This window comes from Acetivibrio ethanolgignens (assembly GCF_001461035.1).
In the GTDB taxonomy this organism is placed as follows: Bacteria; Bacillota; Clostridia; order Lachnospirales; family Lachnospiraceae; genus Velocimicrobium; species Velocimicrobium ethanolgignens.
Window position 1 is genome coordinate 1 of sequence record NZ_LNAM01000180.1, and the last position, 21,126, is coordinate 21,126.

23 protein-coding genes and 1 pseudogene are annotated in these 21,126 nt (G+C 37.8%); 20 read left to right on the plus strand and 4 right to left on the minus strand.

What is annotated here, in order from left to right; translation table 11 throughout:
* Positions 1–321: 321 nt before the first annotated feature.
* Positions 322–981 carry a hypothetical protein gene (locus ASU35_RS13485; protein ID WP_058353524.1) on the minus strand — a complete coding sequence of 220 codons (660 nt, stop codon included), beginning with the start codon at positions 979–981 and terminating at the stop codon, positions 322–324.
* The gene (locus ASU35_RS13490) at positions 974–1,171 is read right to left on the minus strand and encodes a hypothetical protein (protein WP_058353525.1); all 198 of its coding nucleotides are present in this window, start codon (positions 1,169–1,171) and stop codon (positions 974–976) included. Before ASU35_RS13490 ends, ASU35_RS13485 begins: the two co-directional genes overlap by 8 nt.
* Before the next feature lie 143 nt (positions 1,172–1,314).
* Between ASU35_RS13490 and ASU35_RS13495 the strand changes: the two genes are divergently transcribed.
* On the plus strand, positions 1,315–1,539 hold the full coding sequence (locus ASU35_RS13495; protein ID WP_058353526.1) for a helix-turn-helix domain-containing protein: 225 nt from the start codon (positions 1,315–1,317) through the stop codon (positions 1,537–1,539).
* Positions 1,540–2,286: 747 nt separating this feature from the next.
* Here the strand turns inward: ASU35_RS13495 and ASU35_RS13500 are convergent.
* Together ASU35_RS13500 and ASU35_RS13505 are read right to left on the minus strand one after the other, a co-directional pair.
* Entirely contained in the window at positions 2,287–3,549 is a 1,263-nt protein-coding gene (locus tag ASU35_RS13500) for a site-specific integrase (protein ID WP_058353527.1), read from the minus strand.
* Between the two features lie 187 nt (positions 3,550–3,736).
* Positions 3,737–4,411, minus strand: coding sequence for a helix-turn-helix domain-containing protein (locus ASU35_RS13505; RefSeq protein ID WP_242861288.1), 675 nt, complete (start codon positions 4,409–4,411; stop codon positions 3,737–3,739).
* Between the two features lie 287 nt (positions 4,412–4,698).
* Between ASU35_RS13505 and ASU35_RS13510 the strand changes: the two genes are divergently transcribed.
* From ASU35_RS13510 to ASU35_RS13605, 19 genes and pseudogenes are all read left to right on the plus strand, one after another.
* Positions 4,699–4,977 (plus strand): hypothetical protein, encoded by a 279-nt coding sequence (locus ASU35_RS13510; protein WP_058353528.1) that lies wholly within the window; start codon positions 4,699–4,701, stop codon positions 4,975–4,977.
* A 129-nt stretch (positions 4,978–5,106) separates the two neighbouring features.
* Positions 5,107–5,565, plus strand: coding sequence for a hypothetical protein (locus ASU35_RS13515; protein WP_058353529.1), 459 nt, complete (start codon positions 5,107–5,109; stop codon positions 5,563–5,565).
* 311 nt (positions 5,566–5,876) lie between these two features.
* Positions 5,877–6,200: a plasmid mobilization protein gene (locus tag ASU35_RS13520; protein ID WP_058353530.1), complete on the plus strand. Its 324-nt coding sequence runs from the start codon at positions 5,877–5,879 to the stop codon at positions 6,198–6,200.
* Positions 6,191–7,393: a relaxase/mobilization nuclease domain-containing protein gene (locus ASU35_RS13525; RefSeq protein WP_058353531.1), complete on the plus strand. Its 1,203-nt coding sequence runs from the start codon at positions 6,191–6,193 to the stop codon at positions 7,391–7,393. Before ASU35_RS13520 ends, ASU35_RS13525 begins: the two co-directional genes overlap by 10 nt.
* A gap of 36 nt (positions 7,394–7,429) precedes the next feature.
* On the plus strand, positions 7,430–8,230 hold the full coding sequence (locus ASU35_RS13530; RefSeq protein ID WP_058353532.1) for a hypothetical protein: 801 nt from the start codon (positions 7,430–7,432) through the stop codon (positions 8,228–8,230).
* A 223-nt stretch (positions 8,231–8,453) separates the two neighbouring features.
* Positions 8,454–9,434, plus strand: a complete 981-nt coding sequence (locus ASU35_RS13535) for a DUF5677 domain-containing protein (protein WP_058353533.1) — start codon at positions 8,454–8,456, stop codon at positions 9,432–9,434.
* A gap of 17 nt (positions 9,435–9,451) precedes the next feature.
* Positions 9,452–10,090: an HD domain-containing protein gene (locus ASU35_RS13540; RefSeq protein ID WP_058353534.1), complete on the plus strand. Its 639-nt coding sequence runs from the start codon at positions 9,452–9,454 to the stop codon at positions 10,088–10,090.
* Between the two features lies 1 nt (position 10,091).
* Complete coding sequence (locus ASU35_RS13550; protein ID WP_083504314.1) at positions 10,092–11,210, plus strand: M24 family metallopeptidase; 1,119 nt, start codon at positions 10,092–10,094, stop codon at positions 11,208–11,210.
* Positions 11,211–11,225: 15 nt separating this feature from the next.
* On the plus strand, positions 11,226–11,876 hold the full coding sequence (locus ASU35_RS13555; protein ID WP_058353535.1) for an HAD family hydrolase: 651 nt from the start codon (positions 11,226–11,228) through the stop codon (positions 11,874–11,876).
* A gap of 47 nt (positions 11,877–11,923) precedes the next feature.
* The gene (locus tag ASU35_RS13560; RefSeq protein WP_058353536.1) at positions 11,924–12,151 is read left to right on the plus strand and encodes a tautomerase family protein; all 228 of its coding nucleotides are present in this window, start codon (positions 11,924–11,926) and stop codon (positions 12,149–12,151) included.
* 16 nt (positions 12,152–12,167) lie between these two features.
* A pseudogene (locus ASU35_RS20950) lies at positions 12,168–12,773 on the plus strand (transglutaminase-like domain-containing protein); the annotation flags it as partial.
* A gap of 54 nt (positions 12,774–12,827) precedes the next feature.
* On the plus strand, positions 12,828–13,229 hold the full coding sequence (locus ASU35_RS20955) for a GNAT family N-acetyltransferase (protein ID WP_479714990.1): 402 nt from the start codon (positions 12,828–12,830) through the stop codon (positions 13,227–13,229).
* Between the two features lie 38 nt (positions 13,230–13,267).
* A complete protein-coding gene (locus tag ASU35_RS13575) occupies positions 13,268–13,927 on the plus strand; it encodes a class I SAM-dependent methyltransferase (protein ID WP_242861289.1) in 660 nt (219 codons plus the stop codon).
* A gap of 10 nt (positions 13,928–13,937) precedes the next feature.
* Positions 13,938–14,534, plus strand: coding sequence for a histidine phosphatase family protein (locus ASU35_RS13580; RefSeq protein ID WP_058353538.1), 597 nt, complete (start codon positions 13,938–13,940; stop codon positions 14,532–14,534).
* A 10-nt stretch (positions 14,535–14,544) separates the two neighbouring features.
* Positions 14,545–17,274: an AAA domain-containing protein gene (locus tag ASU35_RS13585; protein ID WP_058353539.1), complete on the plus strand. Its 2,730-nt coding sequence runs from the start codon at positions 14,545–14,547 to the stop codon at positions 17,272–17,274.
* A gap of 32 nt (positions 17,275–17,306) precedes the next feature.
* Positions 17,307–18,023: a helix-turn-helix domain-containing protein gene (locus tag ASU35_RS13590; RefSeq protein WP_058353540.1), complete on the plus strand. Its 717-nt coding sequence runs from the start codon at positions 17,307–17,309 to the stop codon at positions 18,021–18,023.
* The gene (locus ASU35_RS13595) at positions 18,024–18,419 is read left to right on the plus strand and encodes a hypothetical protein (protein ID WP_058353541.1); all 396 of its coding nucleotides are present in this window, start codon (positions 18,024–18,026) and stop codon (positions 18,417–18,419) included.
* Between the two features lie 33 nt (positions 18,420–18,452).
* Positions 18,453–19,823, plus strand: coding sequence for an ATP-binding protein (locus ASU35_RS13600; RefSeq protein ID WP_058353542.1), 1,371 nt, complete (start codon positions 18,453–18,455; stop codon positions 19,821–19,823).
* A gap of 73 nt (positions 19,824–19,896) precedes the next feature.
* A complete protein-coding gene (locus ASU35_RS13605) occupies positions 19,897–20,928 on the plus strand; it encodes a hypothetical protein (RefSeq protein ID WP_058353543.1) in 1,032 nt (343 codons plus the stop codon).
* The last annotated feature ends 198 nt before the right edge of the window (positions 20,929–21,126 follow it).

The window sequence follows — 21,126 nt, forward strand, 5'->3', positions numbered from 1 at the left end:
TCAATCAGTTCCATTTTAGGAGTTGGTTGTAAAAAAGGGTGAACTTCACGGATTCAGGGAATTAATGAGATTGCCCATGCTGTAAATGGCAGGAGGCAAGTTACATCTATGGACATAGAAATGTTGATAGAAGAATATACGGAATTACTGGCGGTGTATGATGAGTTTGTGCGTGACAAGTCGGACAATCCGTATTGATTTGACGGCTGTTATTACATGAGGCTTAACGCTTGTTAAAGTAGTTTTAATTAAAGCGGGTGTATTAAATAGATGAAGTGAAAAAACGCCTTAATAAAAGCGTTAAGGCGTTTTGAGAGGGGGTCATTGCCTGTTCATTTGTTGACGGGCTTTTTTTCTTGCCTGTTCTATAGTGGCTTGCGTCTCATGTTCTACTTGATTATCGCTTAATAAGTGGAACGCCCTCTTGTCTACATATTCAACGAGTTCTTCGTAGGTGGGTTTGTGTCCGTTACGCTTTTCAAGATGTTTAGAGAGTTCCATCATCATTTGGGGATTTTCTTTGCAAATTTCTTGTATGCTTCTTATTGGTTTTTCCGTATTTTCATCAGTGTTCGGTTCTGACGTAGATTGTGCTTCTTCAGATGTCTTGGCTGATGCGCCAAACAAAGAGTTTTTAATGATGATAATATCACGAATGAAACATAATGTGGCAAAGCCACCAAGTATATACATCATCCGTTCATCTGTAAGCCATGAAACAGATGCAATCAAATCATCTAACTTAAATGCAAGGAATAGCGCAAGTGCGGCAGTTCCTACAAGTGCTATCAGATAGTTTTGCGTAAGACTTAGCACGATACCAAATAGTGATGCAATCAGATAGACGGCTGATGCCGCAAAAAGACCGCCTGTTATGGAATTTACAGAAAACGAGCCGCGTTTCACATCATAGTATTGCAGATAGGCAAATACACCTATAAACAGTAAGATTTTCAATGTTTTTGTTCCTAATTTATTCATGTGATACCTCCATGCTACAGATGTTGTCTGCGGTAACTCTATACACATAATTAGCACGTATTTGAGCCTGCTCAAGCAAAAATCGAACCCACTCTTTGGTGTCTTCGCGCTGGGAGTCTGATGACAAAATGGTTAGCGCATCTGATATAGCTTTGCTTGTAAGTTCATACATCTTTTTATAGTTCGTCATTTTTACCTCCACGTGTGCTTTTGAAGTTGATTATATCATACCTTATAGCATAAATGCAACGTGAAATATAACATAAATTATAATAAGCGTTGTCGTATAATAATTGAAAATTCCATAAGCTATATGAGTAGGAGGCAGTGCTTATGGAACGAGAGCATTTCGAGGAATATAAGAAATTAGGCTTAAATATAGCTTATTACAGAAAGGAACAGGGATTGTCGCAGATACAGCTTGCAGACAAGATTGATATAAGCAGAACACATATGTCACGAATAGAAAATAATGATTGTGCAGTATCGCTTGATGTGATTTTTAGTATAGCAAAGGCTTTGAATATTCCTGTTGCGAAACTGTTTGAATTTCGGTAAAATATGCTATGGGTGAAGGGCATTTATTAGACCATTTTGATAGAGAAATATACTTATCAAAAAGTGAATATTGCAAATAATGTTGGCATATGCTATACTATGCCTAGGCAAGAAATGAGATTAGTGTCCAAGTTGGCACAAAGTGAAACCCCACGAATGGCAGTTCGTGGGGTTTCTTTAGGCTAATTGTCACTGTTATTTCCGTCTAGCCATTTGCAGATATAGTGGCAGGCTACACCTGCTATGACGGAAATCAAAAATGAGATTAGTAACTCCAAGTCAGCACCCCCTTTCCGTTGTCGGATTGGGTAGTGACAACATACGAATTGTATCATAATCTGTCGATTATGAGAAGATGAAGTTTAAAAATCGTAGGAGTTATGTTCATTTTAAAAGGATTGTTTCGGCAATACAATACACTCGGGAAGAAGAAAGCCCGTGGCAGTTGTTCCCTTTATCGCTTTGAGTACGTTTTGAGTACAAAATTTTCATGAAATGAAAAATAGGGACACCAAAACGCAAATTAAGAACCTTAACGCATGGGAAATAAACAGAAAAACGTTAATGCAAAGTACCGTGACCCGAGTTTGAATAGTACCTACAAGTCTGGGAAGCCTTATAAACAGGGCAATCCCGGACTTTTCTTTTTGGTCTGCTACTATTTTGCTACTAACCGCAACTACTCTATTTCACATCGTTTTTGGTGCAAATTATAAGCTGCCGATTTTCTAGACGCTTCCCGGAAAATCAGATAGCTTTTCTTTTAGGCATCGGGATTACTTTTCCCGATGCTGTTTCTTTTGGCATAGGACCATATGGAAGTCCTGCATTGGCATATGCTGTATCCGGAGTAACTGAACCGCCTGCTATATTACCATCATAGGAAATTCCCATAGTTTCAAGCAGCGGATTTCCCATTGGAGGCTCCGGTGTTGGTGTAACACCAACTGTAGCTGCAAGCTGTTCCAAATTGCTGACAAGCTCCTGCTGTTTGTGTGGAAACAGGTGGGAGTAGGTGTTCAAAGTTGTGGATACCTTTTCGTGTCCAAGCCTGTCTGCGAGGATAAGTGCATCACAGCCCTGATTGATCAGTAAACTGGCGTGCGAGTGGCGGATGTCATGAATTCGTATCCGTTTTACACCGGTTTTCTTACAGCCTCTTTCCATCTCGTGGGAGAGAAAAGACTTTGTAATGGGAAAGAGCCTCTCGTTCGGAGCAAGCATATAGCGGGAATCCATATACTCCTGCAGTTCCTGACACAGGAAATCCGGAATCGGAACTTTCCGCTTGCTCTTTCTTGTCTTTGGGGTGGTAATGATGTCCTCTCCGTGAAGACGCTGATAGGTTTTGTTGATATCAATCTGTTTTGCGATAAGGTCGATATCAGTGGCAGTCAGTGCCAGAAGTTCTCCTTCACGCATCCCGGTCCAGTACAGTACCTGAAAGCAGATATATGATAGCGGTTTGTCTTTGATACCTTCACGAAAAGCAACATACTCATCGTAAGTCCAGTAATCCATTTCTTCTGCCTTTGCTTGCCCGATGCTTCCAGCCTGACCACAGGGATTCGTGTTTAAATCGTAGAAGCGTTTTGCGTAGTTAATCATGCAGGTGAGCTGATTATTGATGGTTTTCAGATAAGTTTTTGAATATCCTTTTGGAGAATTCATTAACTGATTCTGCCATCTTCTCACATCGGAAGCCTTGATTTCATTGATAGGCTTCTTACCAAAGAAAGGTAGAATGTGAGTTTCACAAATATGCTTCTTGGTCAGGATAGTTGACTGCTTCAGACGGGCGGTCATATCTTCCATATAAAGTTCGTAGAGATTTTGAAAAGTCATATCCGGGTTGGCAGACTGCTTTTCAAGAAAATCTCTTTCATAAGCCAAAGCTTCCTTTTTGGTGGCGAAGCCTCGTTTCCACTTCTGTCGGTTGTTGCCCTGCCAGTCCGTATAGTAGAACTTGCAGAACCATTTACCAGTCTTGTTGTCTTTGTAAGCTGGCATAAACATCATCTCCTTTGTAAATTGTAAGTATCTTTAGAATTGTCCAAAAATCTTGCATCGGATATTGTTCTAAAGCAGAACCGCATGATTGCGGTATGTATCGCACCTGGCCTGAAAACTCTGGTTTTGGGTGCATGTTTCCAAAGGCAATGATATAATCTACATTTTTGCAAATATTATTGAGGTTTTAGTTATCCTCTTCTTTGGTAGAAACAATTTGAATGGTTGAATAATCGGGTTTCTTTTTTGCTCCCTTGCTCTTTTTTGCTTTTTCTCTCTGTGAACTGAAATCAGAGAAGAAACTGTCGGAGTAATATTCCAAAGTTTCTCTTTTCCAAGTATCAAATTGTTCCTGACTTATGGAGCCGCTTTGTAAAGCGGCAAGTTTATTCATCCAGTTTTCCATAAAGAGACAAAAGTCTGCATTATAGGTCCCGCTTCCTTTGCCGTCAACCATGAGGGCTGAAGTCCACTCAGGATTTTCAGGCGGTTTGGTGCAGGAGAGCTGGAATGCAATATCTTTGATTTCCGTTATAGTAAATAAAGCATTGATAACGTCTGACAGGTTATGGAAGCGATAAGATGGAAAATCCTCTTCTGCGGATACAATACCAATCTTATCAGACTTTGCTTCCAGAAGCTCCTGCCATGGAATATCCAGTTCATCAGCCACCTGTTTGATTAAGTCAATCTTCATGGTGATTTCTCCGGATTCGTATTTTTGAATGGTACGCTCCGACTTATCAAGTCTTTGGGCAAATTCTTTCTGCGTTATCTTTAACTGTCTGCGGCGTTTCTTGATTGCATTACCGATTTCCTCTGCGGTATACATGGCAAAACGCTGGTCATCTGATAAAGCCATATCATCACCTTCCTTATATTACTGTTATTGTTCAGTTGTTTTGATTCGTGTTTTGCGTAAAATTAAGAAATCCGTATCAAAAAGTAACTGATTTATAACGTTACAAATACTATACCACGAATAAATACGAATTGCAAGTGCGTATTCATATAAAAATCTATTGACAGTTTTCGAAGGATATATTATCATAAAACACGAATTAAAAATACGGATTAAAACCTGTGTGGTTTATCAAAAGGTTTTAAATCCGTATCTGTAATGCAAATTTAATGGAAAGGAGGAGCCATATGATAACTACAAAGGAAGCATTTATTGATGCAAAGGAAGTCAGTCAGATTCTTGGAGTGGGTATGACAAAGGCATACGCAGTCATTAAGGCATATAATGCCGAACTGGATGCTAGAGGGTACTACACCATGCGTGGGAAATGCCCCCGTAAATACTTCGAGCAGAAGATTTATGGATATGCAGATTACTACAATCCGAGTGATGACCTGACACAGAAAGCTTGTATGGTAGCAGAGGAAAGCAACTATCAGGCAAAAGAAAAAGTCCAATCCAATTAGGAAAGGACTTGGTTGCAAAGCCAAAGCTTCGCTATGTATCTCGCAAATGCATTATAGCAAAAGCATTTGGCTGCTGCAATCAAAAGATACCTGAAGCGTATGAACCTTGGAAACCGGAAAGGAGGCAGTATGGCACGTGGTGACAGTGTGACAGTCAGCTTCCGTCTGAACCTGAACAGGGAAGAAGATATGGAAATCTGGAGTTTTTTGACCGGAGGTGCCATAGAACCCTGTTTTGGAGATAAGAGCAAGTTTATAAAAAGTGCGTTGATAAGAGTAGTTCAGGGCATAAAGCAGGATGACAGAGAGAAGCGTCTTGTTTGTGAGTTGAATGCCCAGAGAGAGGCGATCCGGAATGCAATGTCTGGAGAAGCGGACCGGATTATTAATGCAGTGAAGCTGATTGTCAAAGATGAAGTGGAAAGACTTGCCGGAGTACAGACTGAAAAAGAAAAGCAGATGTTGTATGTTACGTCAGAGACAATGCTGGAGGGGAACGATAGAACCGCCGGATGTTTTGAAGAAGAGTCGGAAGATCTCGACGAGACCATATCGGCGTATGCGATGTCTTTTCTGTCAGATTTCTAGCAGGCAGGTCAAGAGAAGTTATACACCCGGTAATACAGAGGACAAAAAAGGTAATACCGGTTGTAATACAGGTGGAAGCCGGTATTACATAAGGTATTACAGATAATTGCCCCGAATGGGGCATATATTGAGAGGGTCTTAGGGGGATTTTGCTCCCCCTAACTAGATTCTGTAAAACGCACTGCGTTTTACGTATCTGGCAAATTCTCTCTACACAAGTTTTGGAAACAGGGTAGCCTAAAGGGAACTTCCAATGACGGATAAAGAAAAAGAAACGAAAGAAGGGATTGCTTATAGGACGAAGAGGACAATTGATAGAACCAAGGAAGAATTTTACCATCCGCTTGTCGGATGAGGAACGGGAGCAGGCAGAGTATGATGCCAAAGCCAACAACATGAAATTATCGGATTATGTAAGGTATCTGATTACTCATGGTGGAAGAGTAGATACAACGCTTGCTTACGACAGACGGAATCTAATTAGTCAGATTTCCGGTCTTTGCAACAATTACAACCAGATGACAAGAACTGCTAACGGGTGTGGCTATGTCTTTGACAGCACCATGCGGACGGGAAATCATCTGCATGAACAGATAAAGGATTTATTGCAGGAGGTGGTGAACAGTTGGCAATAACCAAGATGATGCATATGAAGGCAAGCAGCAAGGCTCGAATAGACATTCATCTGGAGCATTCCATCAACTATATTTTACAACCGAAAAAGCTTGGGGAAGCAAATCTGGCAGGCGGCATCAACTGCCTGCCGGAAATGGCTTACCGACAGATGAAGGCTACCAAGCAAATGTTTGGAAAAATCGGCGGAAGGCAGGGATATCATTTTGTAATTTCCCTAAAACCGGGTGAAGGTACACCGGAGATTATGTATGATATTGCAATGCGGTTTGCCGAGGAGGCATTTGCAGGAGAATATGAGGCGGTGGTGGCTGTCCATACAGACAGGGAACATCTTCATGCCCACATCATAATAAACAGTGTAAATATGGTAACCGGATACAAGTTTCAGTGCCGGGATGGTGACTGGAAATATAAATTCCAGCCTATTACCAATAAACTCTGTGAAGAATACGGACTGCATATCACTCCTGCTGAATACAGCAAGGAACCGAAGAATATGGCAAGACCACAGTGGGAGCGTGAACAGGCATTTTCCAAATGGATTAAGCAGGATGCCTTGTTTTGTGCCATCAGTGCAGAAAATATGGAGCATTTTATTTTCCTTCTGGAGAAGCTGGGATTTGAAGTAAAACAGGGGAAGTATATCGCTGTGAGGGTTCCGGGGATGAAGCGGTTTAAAAGACTAGATACCATTTCAGAGGATTTGAGCAGGGAGAGTCTGGAAGCAATGTTTCGATATGGGGACGCAAGTCTTGCATCTCCTGTAAATCGAACTGTTTTATTACTGCCGGTAAGAAAAGCTGTTCTTACACCGTACCAGAGAAAGTGCTATGCAAGGATGTATCGTTTGCGGCTGGCTGAGAAAAAGAGGTTTACTTATAAATCTGCTTATCTGTATGAACAGATACGGAAAATGCATGAGCTTCAGGAAGAGTATCTGGTGGTGGTCAAGTATGATGTGAAGTCATATGGAGATTTGTTCCGCCTAAAGTTGCGATTACAACAGGTTGATGAGGAACTGTGCAAAGTGCAGAAGGAAATGTACCGGGATAGGGCTTTACAGAAAAGGTATTGCAAGACTGCACAAGATTTGGAATTCTTTGAAGCGTCCGAGGATGATTATCGGGAAAGTTTGGAGCAGATAAAGCTTCAAAAAAAGGATAATCGAAAGAAGCTGAAAGCGGTGGAGTGATGCCTTGAGAGGGATGGAAGTCTGGCAGAGGCTGAATTGGAACTCCGGATACTGGTTGGAGATATGGAGGATATGGCGGAGGTTGTAGAAGATAATGTGCCGATAAATCCATATCGGTCGCAGGAGGATGTGGTAGTTGCGGAAGCAATCACAGAACCAGTTACAGAATCTGTTGAGGATGATGAAATCGTGTCAGAGGTTGGAGTGGCTGAAGAGACTGTTGTTACAGGCATCGAAGCAGTGGCAAACACTGTTATTACAGATATTGAAAGCACTGTAGAAACGGAAATTGATGTCATGGTCGTGAATGTTGAATCTGACTTGCAGAATGATGATATTCGGGAGTATGGTGAAACGGTGAAATTACCATCTGATAAGGTTGATTATATGAGAATGAGTGTAGCTGAAAAAGCCCGTTGTTATCCGTTTGATGACAAGGGAACAGATGCAGCATTTGAGATGGTTAGGACTTATTTTGAAAAGATTGGTATGGACACAAGTTTTGATTCTGTTTATGAGGAGACTAAACTTTTGACAGATTATTATGAGAAACAGAAGGTAGAAGAATTTATTCAAGAAAAAACAGAGCAGATAATAGGAGTAATGAAACTTCTGGGGCTGGATGCGGGCAATCTTACAAGGTGTTCAGCAGATGTATTATATGAGGTGTTTAATCTTGAGGATATGGAGTATTTTGCCGGTATTAAACTGTTTAACAAGGTAATTGACAGACTGGGAGTTGATATGGATCAGCAGAAACGGTATGAAGTGTTTGACCGTATTTATGAGGAAGGGATGCGAGAGAAGAAGGTCGAGCGAAATAGGAATAGTCGATAGGGTCAATGATTTGGGTGCTATGGAAAGGCTATAGCACCTGAATTGTTACTTTGGTCAAATAAAGGTCAAATGAAACATTTGGGTACAATTAATTGAGAAACAATCGCAACATCTTGCGATTGTATGTTGAAAAAGAACATGTGTTGTGGTATTATAGAAGAGGTGGAGTTTATTGCTGAATTGACATAATGAACGAAGAACATTTGGCACTGTGGAGGTTTTTATGCAGAATTCATATCTAAAGGTTTTTGATAATATGTTTTTTAATATAGAAGAGTGTGATGAGATTAAAGAAATTATTGAACAAGCAAGCTATGTGTTGGATTTAGTTATTACTAAATTTGGAGAAGTTGAAAATGAAATGACAATGGGCACTTCAAGAATAGATGATTTTGTCGATACGGTTATTATTTTATTTGTTAGAAAAATCATGGAACAACTGGATTCAATAAATGTTTTATATTCTGCAAGTTTATTTGAACCAGCACAGATTATATTACGTTCTCTAATAGAGAACATTGCTGGTTTAGAATTTATTTTAAAAGATCACACGGAAAAACGGGCAGCTGCCTATTATCTAGAACATCATTATCAAGAATTGGACATGAGTAAGAATTATTTTAATTCAGACTCTGAATACGGAAAAATGATTATTGAGCAAAAAGGAAAAGAGGAATTTGATAAAGATTGTGAAAAACTAGAAAAGAAAAGGATGGCATTAGAACGATTAATAAAATCAAAAAAAATATTTCAAGAAACTGATATAGCCAGAAAGCAGAAAATAGCTAAAAAGGCGAAACAGAGTAGAAATAAACACAAGGTATATATTCAGTGGTATGAGGTATGTAGCAATATAACAAGCTTCTATGGTTTGATGAAAGAAATTGGTTATGAAAAGTATTATGAAAGTATTTATGGAGGATTATCATTTGAATCACATGGATTGAATGCAACAATGGGTATGAGCGTAGATAAAGATGGATTTTTGTTGAAAAAGATTCGCAATCCGGAAGGAGGCGGCACAACGTTTGACCTTGCATGTGTTTTTTCTGTTGGGGTTTTACATAAGATATATCAGTATTTGGGAGATGGAAAAAGTGAAATAGAAGAATTTGAAATTTTTTTTCGGGAATATGTAAATAAACGAGACATAGCGTGTCAAAATCTTGATAAGATACGAATTATTGCTCGATACGAATTGTAGTGATATTGGAGGCGGATATGGTGATAGAAAATGCCATAGAATATATAAAAAGAATATTTGCGGATGATTGTAGTGGGCATGACTATTATCATACCATGAGGGTTTACCGTTTGGCTATGCAGATTGCAGAGCAAGAAAACGCGGATATGTTGATAGTGCAGTTGGCAGCTTTATTACACGATGTAGATGATGCTAAGCTTTCGCCGGAAACACACGAGACTAAGAAAAATGCAGTTAGATTTATGAAAAATAGTGGCGTGGATGATAAAGTTATAGCTTCTGTGTGTAAGATTATAGATGAAGTTTCATTTGCAGGAATAGATTCTGTTGTGCCAAGCACGATAGAGGGAAAATGCGTACAGGATGCAGACAGGCTGGATGCAATGGGAGCGATTGGAATAGCAAGGGCATTTGCATATGGCGGTAGTAAAGGAAGAAGAATACATGATCCGGATATAAAACCTATGACTAATATGAATAAGGCAGATTATCATCAGAACCATAATTCTACAAGTATTAATCACTTTTATGAAAAACTCTTGCTGCTTAAAGATATGATAAATACTGAGTCTGCAAAGAAAATGGCTGAGCATAGACAAGCTGTTATGGAGGAGTACCTTGTAGAATTTTTAGCAGAATGGGAAGGAGAAAAGTGATATGTTGGAAGTAAAATTTTATGATACAGTAGATGATTCACTATTGAAATTTGCAGTCATTATTTCACAGAGCAATGGAAAATGGGTATTTTGCAAACATAAGGAACGAGATACCTACGAGGCTCTGGGAGGTCATCGTGAAGTTGGAGAAGATATTTTGGAAACTGCTAAGAGAGAACTTCAGGAAGAAACAGGTGCCATACAGTTTGATATTAAGCCAATATGCGTTTATTCCGTTACGGGTAAGAATAGTGTAAATGAGACCGGTGAGGAAACATTTGGATTATTATGTCTTGCGGAAATAACGGAATTTGCTGGTAAGCTGGAAAGTGAGATAGAGAAGGTTGAACTTATGGATGAGTTGCCTGAAAGCTGGACATATCCGATGATTCAGCCTAAATTGATTGAAAAGTATCTGCAGATAGAAAGGCAATATTACAGTCAGATACAGCTGGCTGCAAAACAGACTATAGAATACATAAAGAACATTATCAAGCCGGGAATGAATTTACTCGAGATTCGAAAGTTATGTGAGGAAAAACTGTTAGAGTTGGGTGCTGATTCGTTCTGGTATTGGGATGTTGGTGCATTTGTATTTGCAGGAGATGAAACAACTGTTTCTGTATCTGGTAAGCAGTATGTAACTTCGGATAGAGTTATAGGAAACAACGATATAATAACCATTGATTTAAGCCCACAAGTAGCTAATATCTGGGGAGATTATGCGAGAACTATTATTGTAGAAAATGGCAAGGTTGTAGAGGATATAGAGCTGATTGAAAATCCGAAATGGAAAAGCGGTTTACAGATGGAAGAGAAATTACATACAGAATTGTTACGTTTTGCTACGAAGGAAACAACCTTTGAAGAATTGTACTATCATATGAATGAGTTCATAGTGGAAAATGGATTTGTTAATCTTGATTTTATGGGCAATCTGGGGCATTCCATTGTGAAAACTAAAGGGGACAGAATTTATATTGAAAAAGGGAATATGACCAAGCTTGGTGATGTAAAATATTTTACATTTGAACCGCACATAGCATTTCCGGATTCAAAGTATGGATATAAGAAAGAAAATATTTATTATTTTACAGGAGACAGGTTGGTAGAACTTTAAAAGAAGGTAAAGAACATGAATGTTATTTTTGATATGGATGGACTGATGTTTGACACAGAGAAAGTGTTTATAAAGGCTTGGGATTATGCCGGTGAAAAGATTGGTATTGGAAAAGCCGGATATATGGTCTATAAAACTTTAGGTATGAGTATTGTTGCTTCTTATGAGATTTGGAACGAAGAGTTTGGTAACCGGTATAATCAGGAAGAATTGCGTAAGTACACAAAAGAATTTCTGAAAAACTATTATGAAAATAATAAAGTTCCTGTAAAGCAAGGATTGTATGTCTTGTTGGAGTATTTGAAAAATGCAAATGCCAAGTTGGCAGTTGCTTCTTCATCACCCCGTTGGGAAGTGGAAAAACACCTAAATGATGCAGGAATTATAGATTATTTTTCAGCAATTGTTTGTGGAGATATGGTTGAGAAATCTAAGCCTGCGCCGGACATTTACATAAAAGCCTGCGAGATGTTAAATGAAAATCCCGAAGAGTGTATTGCTCTTGAAGATTCGAAAAACGGATTATTGTCATCTTATATAGCGGGATGTAAGCCAATCATGGTTCCGGATTTGTGGCAACCGGATGAAGAAGTTTTGCAGATTATAAAGGGCAAGTATTCTGATTTAGAACAGGTAAAAGTTGCTTTTGAAAGTGGTGAACTCTAAAAATGGAGAAATAATGCGAAAATTTAAAAAAATTGGGAGGAATGGATATGCCACATATTATTGTAAAATTATGGCCGGGAAGAAACGATGAAATTAAAAGTAAATTAGCAAAACGAATAGCAAATACAGTTGCAGAAGAATTGAATGTAGATATGGGAGATGTGTCGGTTGCTATAGAGGAAGTATCAAGAGAAGAGTGGGGAGAAAAAGTATACAAGGCGGAGATTAAAAATAATCCTAATATATATCATAAGCCGGATTATGAGTATAAATAATGGAGATAAGAAATTTATGAAAGAATTAATTATAAAGGATACTATAGAAGAATATTTATCGGTATCAAAATACATAAACTGGAAGGACAACAGAATCCTATCAAAGGCTGATGAATTTAAACTAAAATATACAGATGAAATATCTTTGATTAAGGTCATTTATGAGTTTGTGCGTGATGAAATAAAACATTCTTGGGATGTTCAGGACAAGCGTGTGACAAAATCTGCTACAGAAGTGTTGGAACAGGGCGTCGGTATATGCTGGGCAAAAGCCAATCTTCTTGCTGCGTTTCTTCGAGCATGTGGAATCCCTGCCGGTATTTGCTATCAGCGTCTCACATTAGGCGATGTACCCGAAACCGGATTTTGTATCCATGCATTAAATGCAGTATATATCAAATCACTTAACAGATGGATTCGCTTAGATGCAAGAGGTAATAAAGAAGGCGTAGACGCACAGTTCGATTTGGAACAGGAAAAATTGGCTTTTTTGGTGCGTAGTGATTTGGGAGAGGTAGATTATAGGATTGTTTATGCAAATCCATCTGAAAAATTGATGCAAGTATTGGAAGAGAATACGGATGCACTTTATATGTACCTAAATTGTTTGCCGGATAGTATTTTTGAATACAAAAAATCAACCATAGCAGATATAGATGAACTGGTAAGAACAAGAATGATTGTCCTTCGTACCGCCAATAAATTGTCAGATGATGTAGATATGTCACTGGTGGAAAAAGATTCATATGAGTATTATAAGCGTGCACTGGAAACTGGTGAACATATTGCATATCTGGTGTATGATAATGGAACTTTTATCGGTGCAGGCGGAGTGAGTTTTTATCAGGTTATGCCGACCTATCATAATCCTACTGGTAAAAAGGCTTATATTATGAATATGTATACAGCACCGGAATATAGAAGACAGGGAATTGCAATTCACACATTGGATTTACTGGTAAATGATGCGAGGGAACAGGGCGTGTCGCAGATAGCCTTAGAGGCAACAGATATGGGGCGGCCATTGTATGAAAAATATGGATTTGTAAAAATGGAAGATGAAATGGAACTGGTATGATGCATAAAGTAACAGACTTACAACCTTGGGAATGTCTCATGAAGAGAATTGTATGGAAACAATTAGGAGATATTCGGGATAAGAAGATACTTGATTTTGGAAGTGGTATCGGAGTAACTGCAAATTATTTGGCAGAGCATAACGATGTAACAGCCATTGAACCGGATGAAGATAGCATAAAGATAAGATGGGCAGACCACCAATATACACAAATTGTCGGTAGTATCCAGGAATTGCGTAAATTTGATGATGAGACTTTTGATATGATTATCTGCCACAATGTTTTGGAGTATGCCGAAGACAGACCAGATATTGTTAAGGAATTTGCAAGGATTTTAAAACCTAATGGCAAGATTTCTATTGTGAAACATAATCGTGCAGGTAGGGTTATGCAGATGGTTGTACTTTTGAATGATTTTGAACATGCCCATAGCCTGTTGGACGGTAATGATGGAATGGCTTCCAAGTACGGAGCGATTCATTATTATGAAGATACCGACATTGAACAATGGTGTCCGGAACTTGCGATTACGAAAGCACTGGGGATGAGAACTTTCTGGGATATGCAACAAAATCAGGAAATACATAAGGATGTTGACTGGCAGGATAAAATGGTGGAAATCGAGATGCGAGTATCGGATATGGATGGATATAAAGACATCGCATTTTTTCATCATTTGATGATTGAGAAGAGATAGGAGACACGGTATGACAAGAGTGTATTTCGTGCGTCACGCACAGCCGGAACATGATTGGAAAGAAGACAGAACAAGACCTTTGACGGAAGAAGGCAAGAAAGATTCTGCAATTGTACTGGAATTTTTGAAGGATAAGAAAATAGATGCGTTTTACTGTAGTCCATACAAACGCAGCATGGATACTATTGCAGATGCGGCAGCTTTTTTCGGAAAAGAAATTATAACAGATGAGAGATTAAGGGAGCGTGAAAAAGGTCCTGATGGCAACAACCACGGGATGTTTCAGAAACGTTGGGCTGACCATGATTATCATGAAGAGGGTGGAGAATCCATTGCTATGGTTCAAAATCGTAACATAGAGGCGCTGAACGAGATTTTATCAGATAATACGGATAAAGATATTGTTTTAGGAACCCATGGTACTGCCCTTAGTACTATATTGAATTTTTATGATAACAGTTTTGGATGTGAAGATTTTCTAAGAATTATCGACTGGATGCCATATATTATTGAATTGGATTTTGAAGGTGATAAGTTGGTTGGCAAACAGGAACATTGTCATATGGAGAAGGAATTTAAGGGCAAGCAGCGTGCGGATAAGAAGTAGTGAGGAATAGATGAATACACGATATTATATGGTCATTATCAAGGGTGAAATAAAGACATCCGAAATAATGTCATGTGGTTACAATAGAAATACCCAAAAATGGGATGTAAAATTCAATAATGGAAAAACATACTCGTATGCATATTTGAATGTGGAAAAATTGAGTGATCCAGATGTTTTAAATCCTGATATGTATCGTATTAGCAGAGAAGGACGAGAGTTTTTTGACATGAGGGCAATATATGTATTTAGGAGTACATACGAGTCTTATTGGCATATCTGTTTTGGTGATGGTAGTGAAAGAGATTATCGTCGAAGCGAGTTACATATTATTGAATCATGTCTTACTCAGAGTCAGTCATCAAATGTATTTGGATATATAAAGCAAATTGCAGGTTTGAGTAATATTAGGAATGAAGAGACTGGTGAAAAACTATTGTCTAAGAGGTTTGACAAGATTTCTTTTGTGGGTAGTGATGTGGCTTTAGCAAAGTATTTGAATCCATCATTATTGCAAGAGAAAAGAATAGGACGGGAATACATTCCGATTTTCCCATTTGGATGCAATAACAGTCAGTACAAGGCTGTGAAAAATGCAATGGAGAATCAAATTAGTGTTATACAGGGACCTCCCGGAACAGGTAAGACGCAGACGATATTAAATATAATTGCCAATATATTGATGCAAGGAAAAACGGTACAGATAGTATCCAACAATAATTCGGCAACAGACAATGTATATGAAAAATTATCATCACCCAAGTACAATTTGGGTTTTGTTGCTGCAACATTAGGAAGTTCTAAGAACAAGAAAATATTTGTTGAGCATCAGGACGCCACTTATCCCGATTTTTCGTCGTGGAAAACGGAAGAAGATCCAAGTGTTTTGCAGAAGGAAATAGCAGAGCAATCCAGTCAGTTAAAAAGTGTTTTTGATAAGCAGGAAAAACTGGCGTGTTTAAGGCAGGAACTTTCACATCTGGTTACAGAACAGGAATATTTCAATCAATATGTCGAAGAATCAGATGTTGATACAGACAATATAAAATTTAAGAAAAAACTATCATCAAAACATTGGATGGTATTGTGGCAGGAGTGCCAGTTGATTTCGGAAGAGAAAAAGGCAATAGGATTTTGGTTTAAGATAAAGGCCTTATTTAAATATGGAGTAATCGATTGGAATTTCTTTAAGCAAGATATTTCAAAAATAATTACAACTTTTCAAGCTATGTATTATGGTGCAAAGCAGGAGGAATTGTCTGTAGAAATTGCAGATATTGAAAAGTATTTAAATAATGTTAATAACAATTTGCTTGAGGATTTATGCAATCAGTCAATGGTTGTTCTAAAAGACAAACTGGCAAGAAAATATGAAGGTAACAGCAGTAGAAAAACTTTTAGTGAAGATAATTTGTGGAAGGAGCCATACGATGTACTGGCTGAGTATCCGGTTATATTAAGTACAACATTTTCATCAAGAAACAGCCTGAATTCAGATGTGGTGTATGATTACCTTATCATGGATGAGGCATCACAGGTAGATATTGCAACCGGTGCGTTGGCACTGTCCTGTGCAAGGAATGTTGTTATTGTGGGGGATACCAAGCAGCTTCCGAATGTTGTTACAAATGATATAAAGGCCAAAGCAAAAGCTATATTTGATACATTTAATGTGGATGAAGGATATCAGTATACGAAGAGCTTTCTGCAATCCATTTTGGATGTAATGCCAAATGTAACACAAACATTATTGAGAGAGCATTATAGATGCCATCCTAAGATAATTAATTACTGCAACCAGAAATTTTATCGTGGCGAATTGATTATAATGACAACGGATAAGGGTGAAGAAGATGTCTTATCGGTGGTAAAAACAGTCGCAGGAAATCACGAGCGTAACCATTATAGTCAGCGTCAGATAGATGTTATTAAAAATGAGATTATACCAAAATATGTTTCCAATCCGGAGGAGACCGGAATTATTGCACCGTACAAAAATCAGGTAGAAGCATTAAGCAAGGAGATAACAGATATTGATGCGGCTACAGTGCATAAGTTCCAAGGCAAGGAAAAAGAGAATATTATTATATCTACTGTGGATGATGAGATATCTGATTTTGCAGATGATCCTTATTTAATCAATGTTGCTGTATCAAGAGCCAAAAAGAAATTGATGTTGGTTGTAACTGGAAATGAGCAATCAAAAGAGCACAATATAACAGATCTGATTGATTACATTCAGTATAATAATTTTGAGGTTACTGAAAGCAAGATTTATTCGATTTTTGATTACCTTTACAAGCAGTATACTGAGGAAAGAAAGGTATACTTGCAGAAGCACAAAAAAGTATCGGAATATGATTCGGAAAATCTAATGTATTTATTGATAGAGGACATTATCTCCGATAACAAGTATTCAAGCTTGGATGTTGTTTGTCATTTTCCATTGAATATGTTGATTAAGAATCCAGAATTATTAAATGAGCAGGAATGTCAGTATGCAATGAATCCAGCAACACATTTGGATTTTCTGATTTATAACAGAATTGGTAAAAAGCCTGTGTTGGCGATTGAAGTTGACGGATATGAATACCATAAAGAGGATACCGTTCAGGCTTCAAGAGATTTGTTGAAAAATCATATTATGGAGTTGTATGAAATTCCATTACTGAGATTTATGACTAATGGTAGTGGCGAGAAAGAAAAGATTATCGAGTTGTTGGATAAGTTGGTTGGATAACCGAAATAGAAAATATAATGGGAGATGCTATTATGGCTGTATCATATAAACGATTATGGAAATTATTAGTGGATAAAGAAATGAGTAAATCAGATTTGCGTAAGAAGGCAGAAATTGCTCCAAACACAATGACAAAACTTCGCCGTGATGAAGAGGTGAGCCTTACGATTCTTAGCAAAATCTGCAAAACATTACATGCAGACTTTGGTGATATTGTGGAGTATGTGCCGGATGCAGAAATATGGGATTTGTATAATGAAAACCGAGAGCTTCTGGGAAAAGATCATGTCAGAGGAGAACAGTTACCGATAGACGGATACCATCTGGTGGTGCATGTCTGGATTCGTAATTCTAAGGGAGAGTATCTTATCTCGCAGCGTTCCGCAAACAGGCCGACATACCCTTTGATGTGGGAATGTGTAGGTGGTTCGGTTGTAAAAGGTGAGGATAGTTTATTAGGAGCAATTCGAGAGGCAAAGGAAGAAGTTGGAGTTGATTTAATGCCGGAAAATGGACAGGTTCTTTTTACAAAGACACGAAAAATCATTGATGGAAAAATTTATAATGATATTATGGACGTTTGGCTGTTTGAATATGACGGAGAGGTTGATTTGGGCAATGCCACAACAGATGAAGTGGCGCAGGTTGCCTGGATGAACAGGGAGCAAATAAAAGAATTGTTTGATGCAAATATGTTTGTGGAGACATTGGAATACTTCTTTACGAAAGTGGACAAAGAAAGGAGATAAATGTTTAAATTTATTTTTGATTTAGCAACAGAACCATTGGGATTACCGATTGAATGGTATTACGAATGGATTATATTAGGAGTAATCGGATATATTGCATATTTGATTGCGTATGATAAAGTTGGAAGTTTATATCATGGGGATTTTATTTCAGGGAGAGCAGCAGGATCATTTTTTCACTGGATTATTCGAACTATTTATTTTATCGTTATGTGGGCTATTACATATGGAGTGATTTGGATTGGCAAATTTGTTATGGCACATAAAATACAAGTCGCTATTGGTATATGTAGTATTCTGGCGGTTGTTATAGCTGCAAAAATATTAATTTGGATTAAAGAACGAAATGAATTAGTCAAAGCGCCAGTAAAAGTTGAAGATGATGATAATCGATAAAAGGCTTTAGAAATAAAGAAAGTTGGTGATTATATGAAAGAAAAAGAACATCAATCCATAGAGTGGAAGGAATCATGGCAGGATGAATATTTGAAATGGATTTGTGGATATGCCAATGCTTATGGTGGAACACTATACATAGGTACGGATGACGATGGTAATGTTGTAGGTATTGATAATGCAAGAGATTTATTAGAGCGAATTCCTAATAAAATTACGGACACAATGGGAATCATTGTAGATGTAAATTTGTTATATAAAGGCGAACTTGAGTATCTGCAGATAATTGTTGATAAATACCCATCTTTAATAAGTTTTCGTGGAAAATATTATTATCGTTCCGGAAGTACCATGCGTGAGATTACCGGAAAGGAATTGGAAAGAGCTTTGTTAAAAACGCAGGGAAGAACATGGGATGGTGTGCCTCTGCCAAAACTGTCAGTATCTGATTTAAAGCAGGATGCAATACAGTTATTTAAAGATAAGGCAGTGAAAAGAGGAAGGCTTACAAAGGAAGAAGTCAGTGTGGAAGATGCTATCTTGATGGATAATTTGCACTTAATTGACGAAGATGGATATTTGATAAGGGCAGCAATGCTTGCGTTTTATAAAGAGCCAGAGAAGTGGGTAACAGGCTCTTATATCAAAATCGGCTATTTTGGAAAATCAGATTCGGATTTGGTGTACCAGGATGAGGTGCACGGTCCTTTGATAGAGCAGGCAGATAAGACCGTTGATTTAGTTTATACAAAATATATGAAGGCCTTGATTGATTATGAGGGTGTCCAGAGAATTGAGCAGTTTATGTTCCACAAGGACGCATTTCGTGAGATTTTGTTGAATGCCATTGTTCATAAGGATTACAGCAGTTGCAATCCAATTCAGATTAGCGTTTACGAGGACAAGATATATATTTGGAATGATGGTGAGATGCCTCCAAATCTTGATTCTACTGACAAGTTGTTTATGAAGCATTCATCAAAGCCTTATAATCCGAAATTGGCTAACGTCTTTTTCAAAAGTGGTATGATTGAAGCTTGGGGAAGAGGATTCGAGAAGATTCGGGAAGCCTGTGCGTTGTATGATGGACCATTGCCGGAATACGAGATTAATGAGGCTGGAATTATGGTTCTTTGCAAGGCTTGTGATAGGTATTTGGGGTTGTTAAGAGAAGATGGTCAGCATCTTAACCATCATCCTAACCAAAATGGTCAGGATTTGAACAAGCTAATTATTGATTTTTGTAAAGAACCGAAGTCGGTTCAAGAAATAATGGATGAATTTTATTTTGATAGCAGGACAAGTTTTAGAAGAAAGTATTTAACACCTATGCTGAAAAATGGTGTGTTAAAGATGACTATACCGGAAAAGCCATCAAGTAAAAATCAGAAATATTTTTCGTGAGAAAATAACCTAACCACATCTTAACCAATGTGGTTAGGAAAAAAATACAAGAATCTGGAGAGAAGGTGAAGTAATGTCATATATCGTGAAATCGTCAGAAAAAACAAGAAAATCGGGAGCTGAAACAGAAACAAAGGCACTATTATATCTAATGAATTTGAGAAAAGATAGTGAAGAGATATACTATTTTATCGTTGATTTTTTTAATGATTTGACTGGTATGGATGCATTTTCTGATAAGTTATGGGATATACAGTCAAAAGGAGCAAAAGGAAACTCGCCAAAGGCAATAGGAAAAGAGTTAGTAACATTGTTTAAAAATTATATGTGTGATTTTGATTTCGCGGATTACATATTATTTGTTGGTGGTGTTTCTAATACCGTAAGAATTGATGATGAAATTAATTCGTTTGGTATTGAAAATGTGAATTTCGATGCATTACAGAAGATGATAGAGGGATTAAAAGAAGAAGCTAGGGAAAAAGAGTATATTGATGATAAGGATATTACGGATACCAATATTTCAGATTTCTTGAAAAAAGTAAGATTTGTAGTTGATGATAGAAAACCTAGTGAATATGTGAAGGCTATTATAAAAGATCATCCGGGATTAGTACCAGAAGAAAAAGTCTTGGATGCAATATTTAATGAGATTCGTGACAAGCAAGCTAGTAAAAAGAATGTACAGGTTGTAGAGGGAGTTGTAATAGAAACGCAGGATGAAGCGTTAAGATATTTCAGACATCTTACTGCGGCGGATGTACGTTTGTTGGCATTACAGAGGATAATTAATAGAAATCCCGTGGGTCAAGGGATTCCAATGTCCTTTATGCCGATATTGAGAACTTGTCCGCCAGAGCAAGAGAAAGATTTTATACAGGAGTGTCAAACGGCGCTGTCAAAAGCATTGTTTAATAAGAATTCAGCGGAAACATTTTGGGCATTATTGGAGGAAGTGTATGGTATTATACTAAAGAATCCATTACTAGACGTGAATGGGATATTTAATCAAATGGACAAAGAAATCAAAAAGAATGCGAAAGATTTTGATGTATTATCATTAAAATATTTTATCGCGCAAGTAAAGGATTGTGTACAAGGATGATTATTAAGAAAATTGCAGTTGGAAATAGTACAGAAGCGTTTGTGGAAGATGGTTTTACAGATGGGTTAAATATTATTTCTAGTGATGATAAGGTAGTGTAAAATAGTTTGTGTTTTTGGTAAGAAATGGCTCCTTTTTGGGTAAGTGCTTCAAAACACAGCGTTACTGACAAACAACTGTCATTCTGCTATGATATCA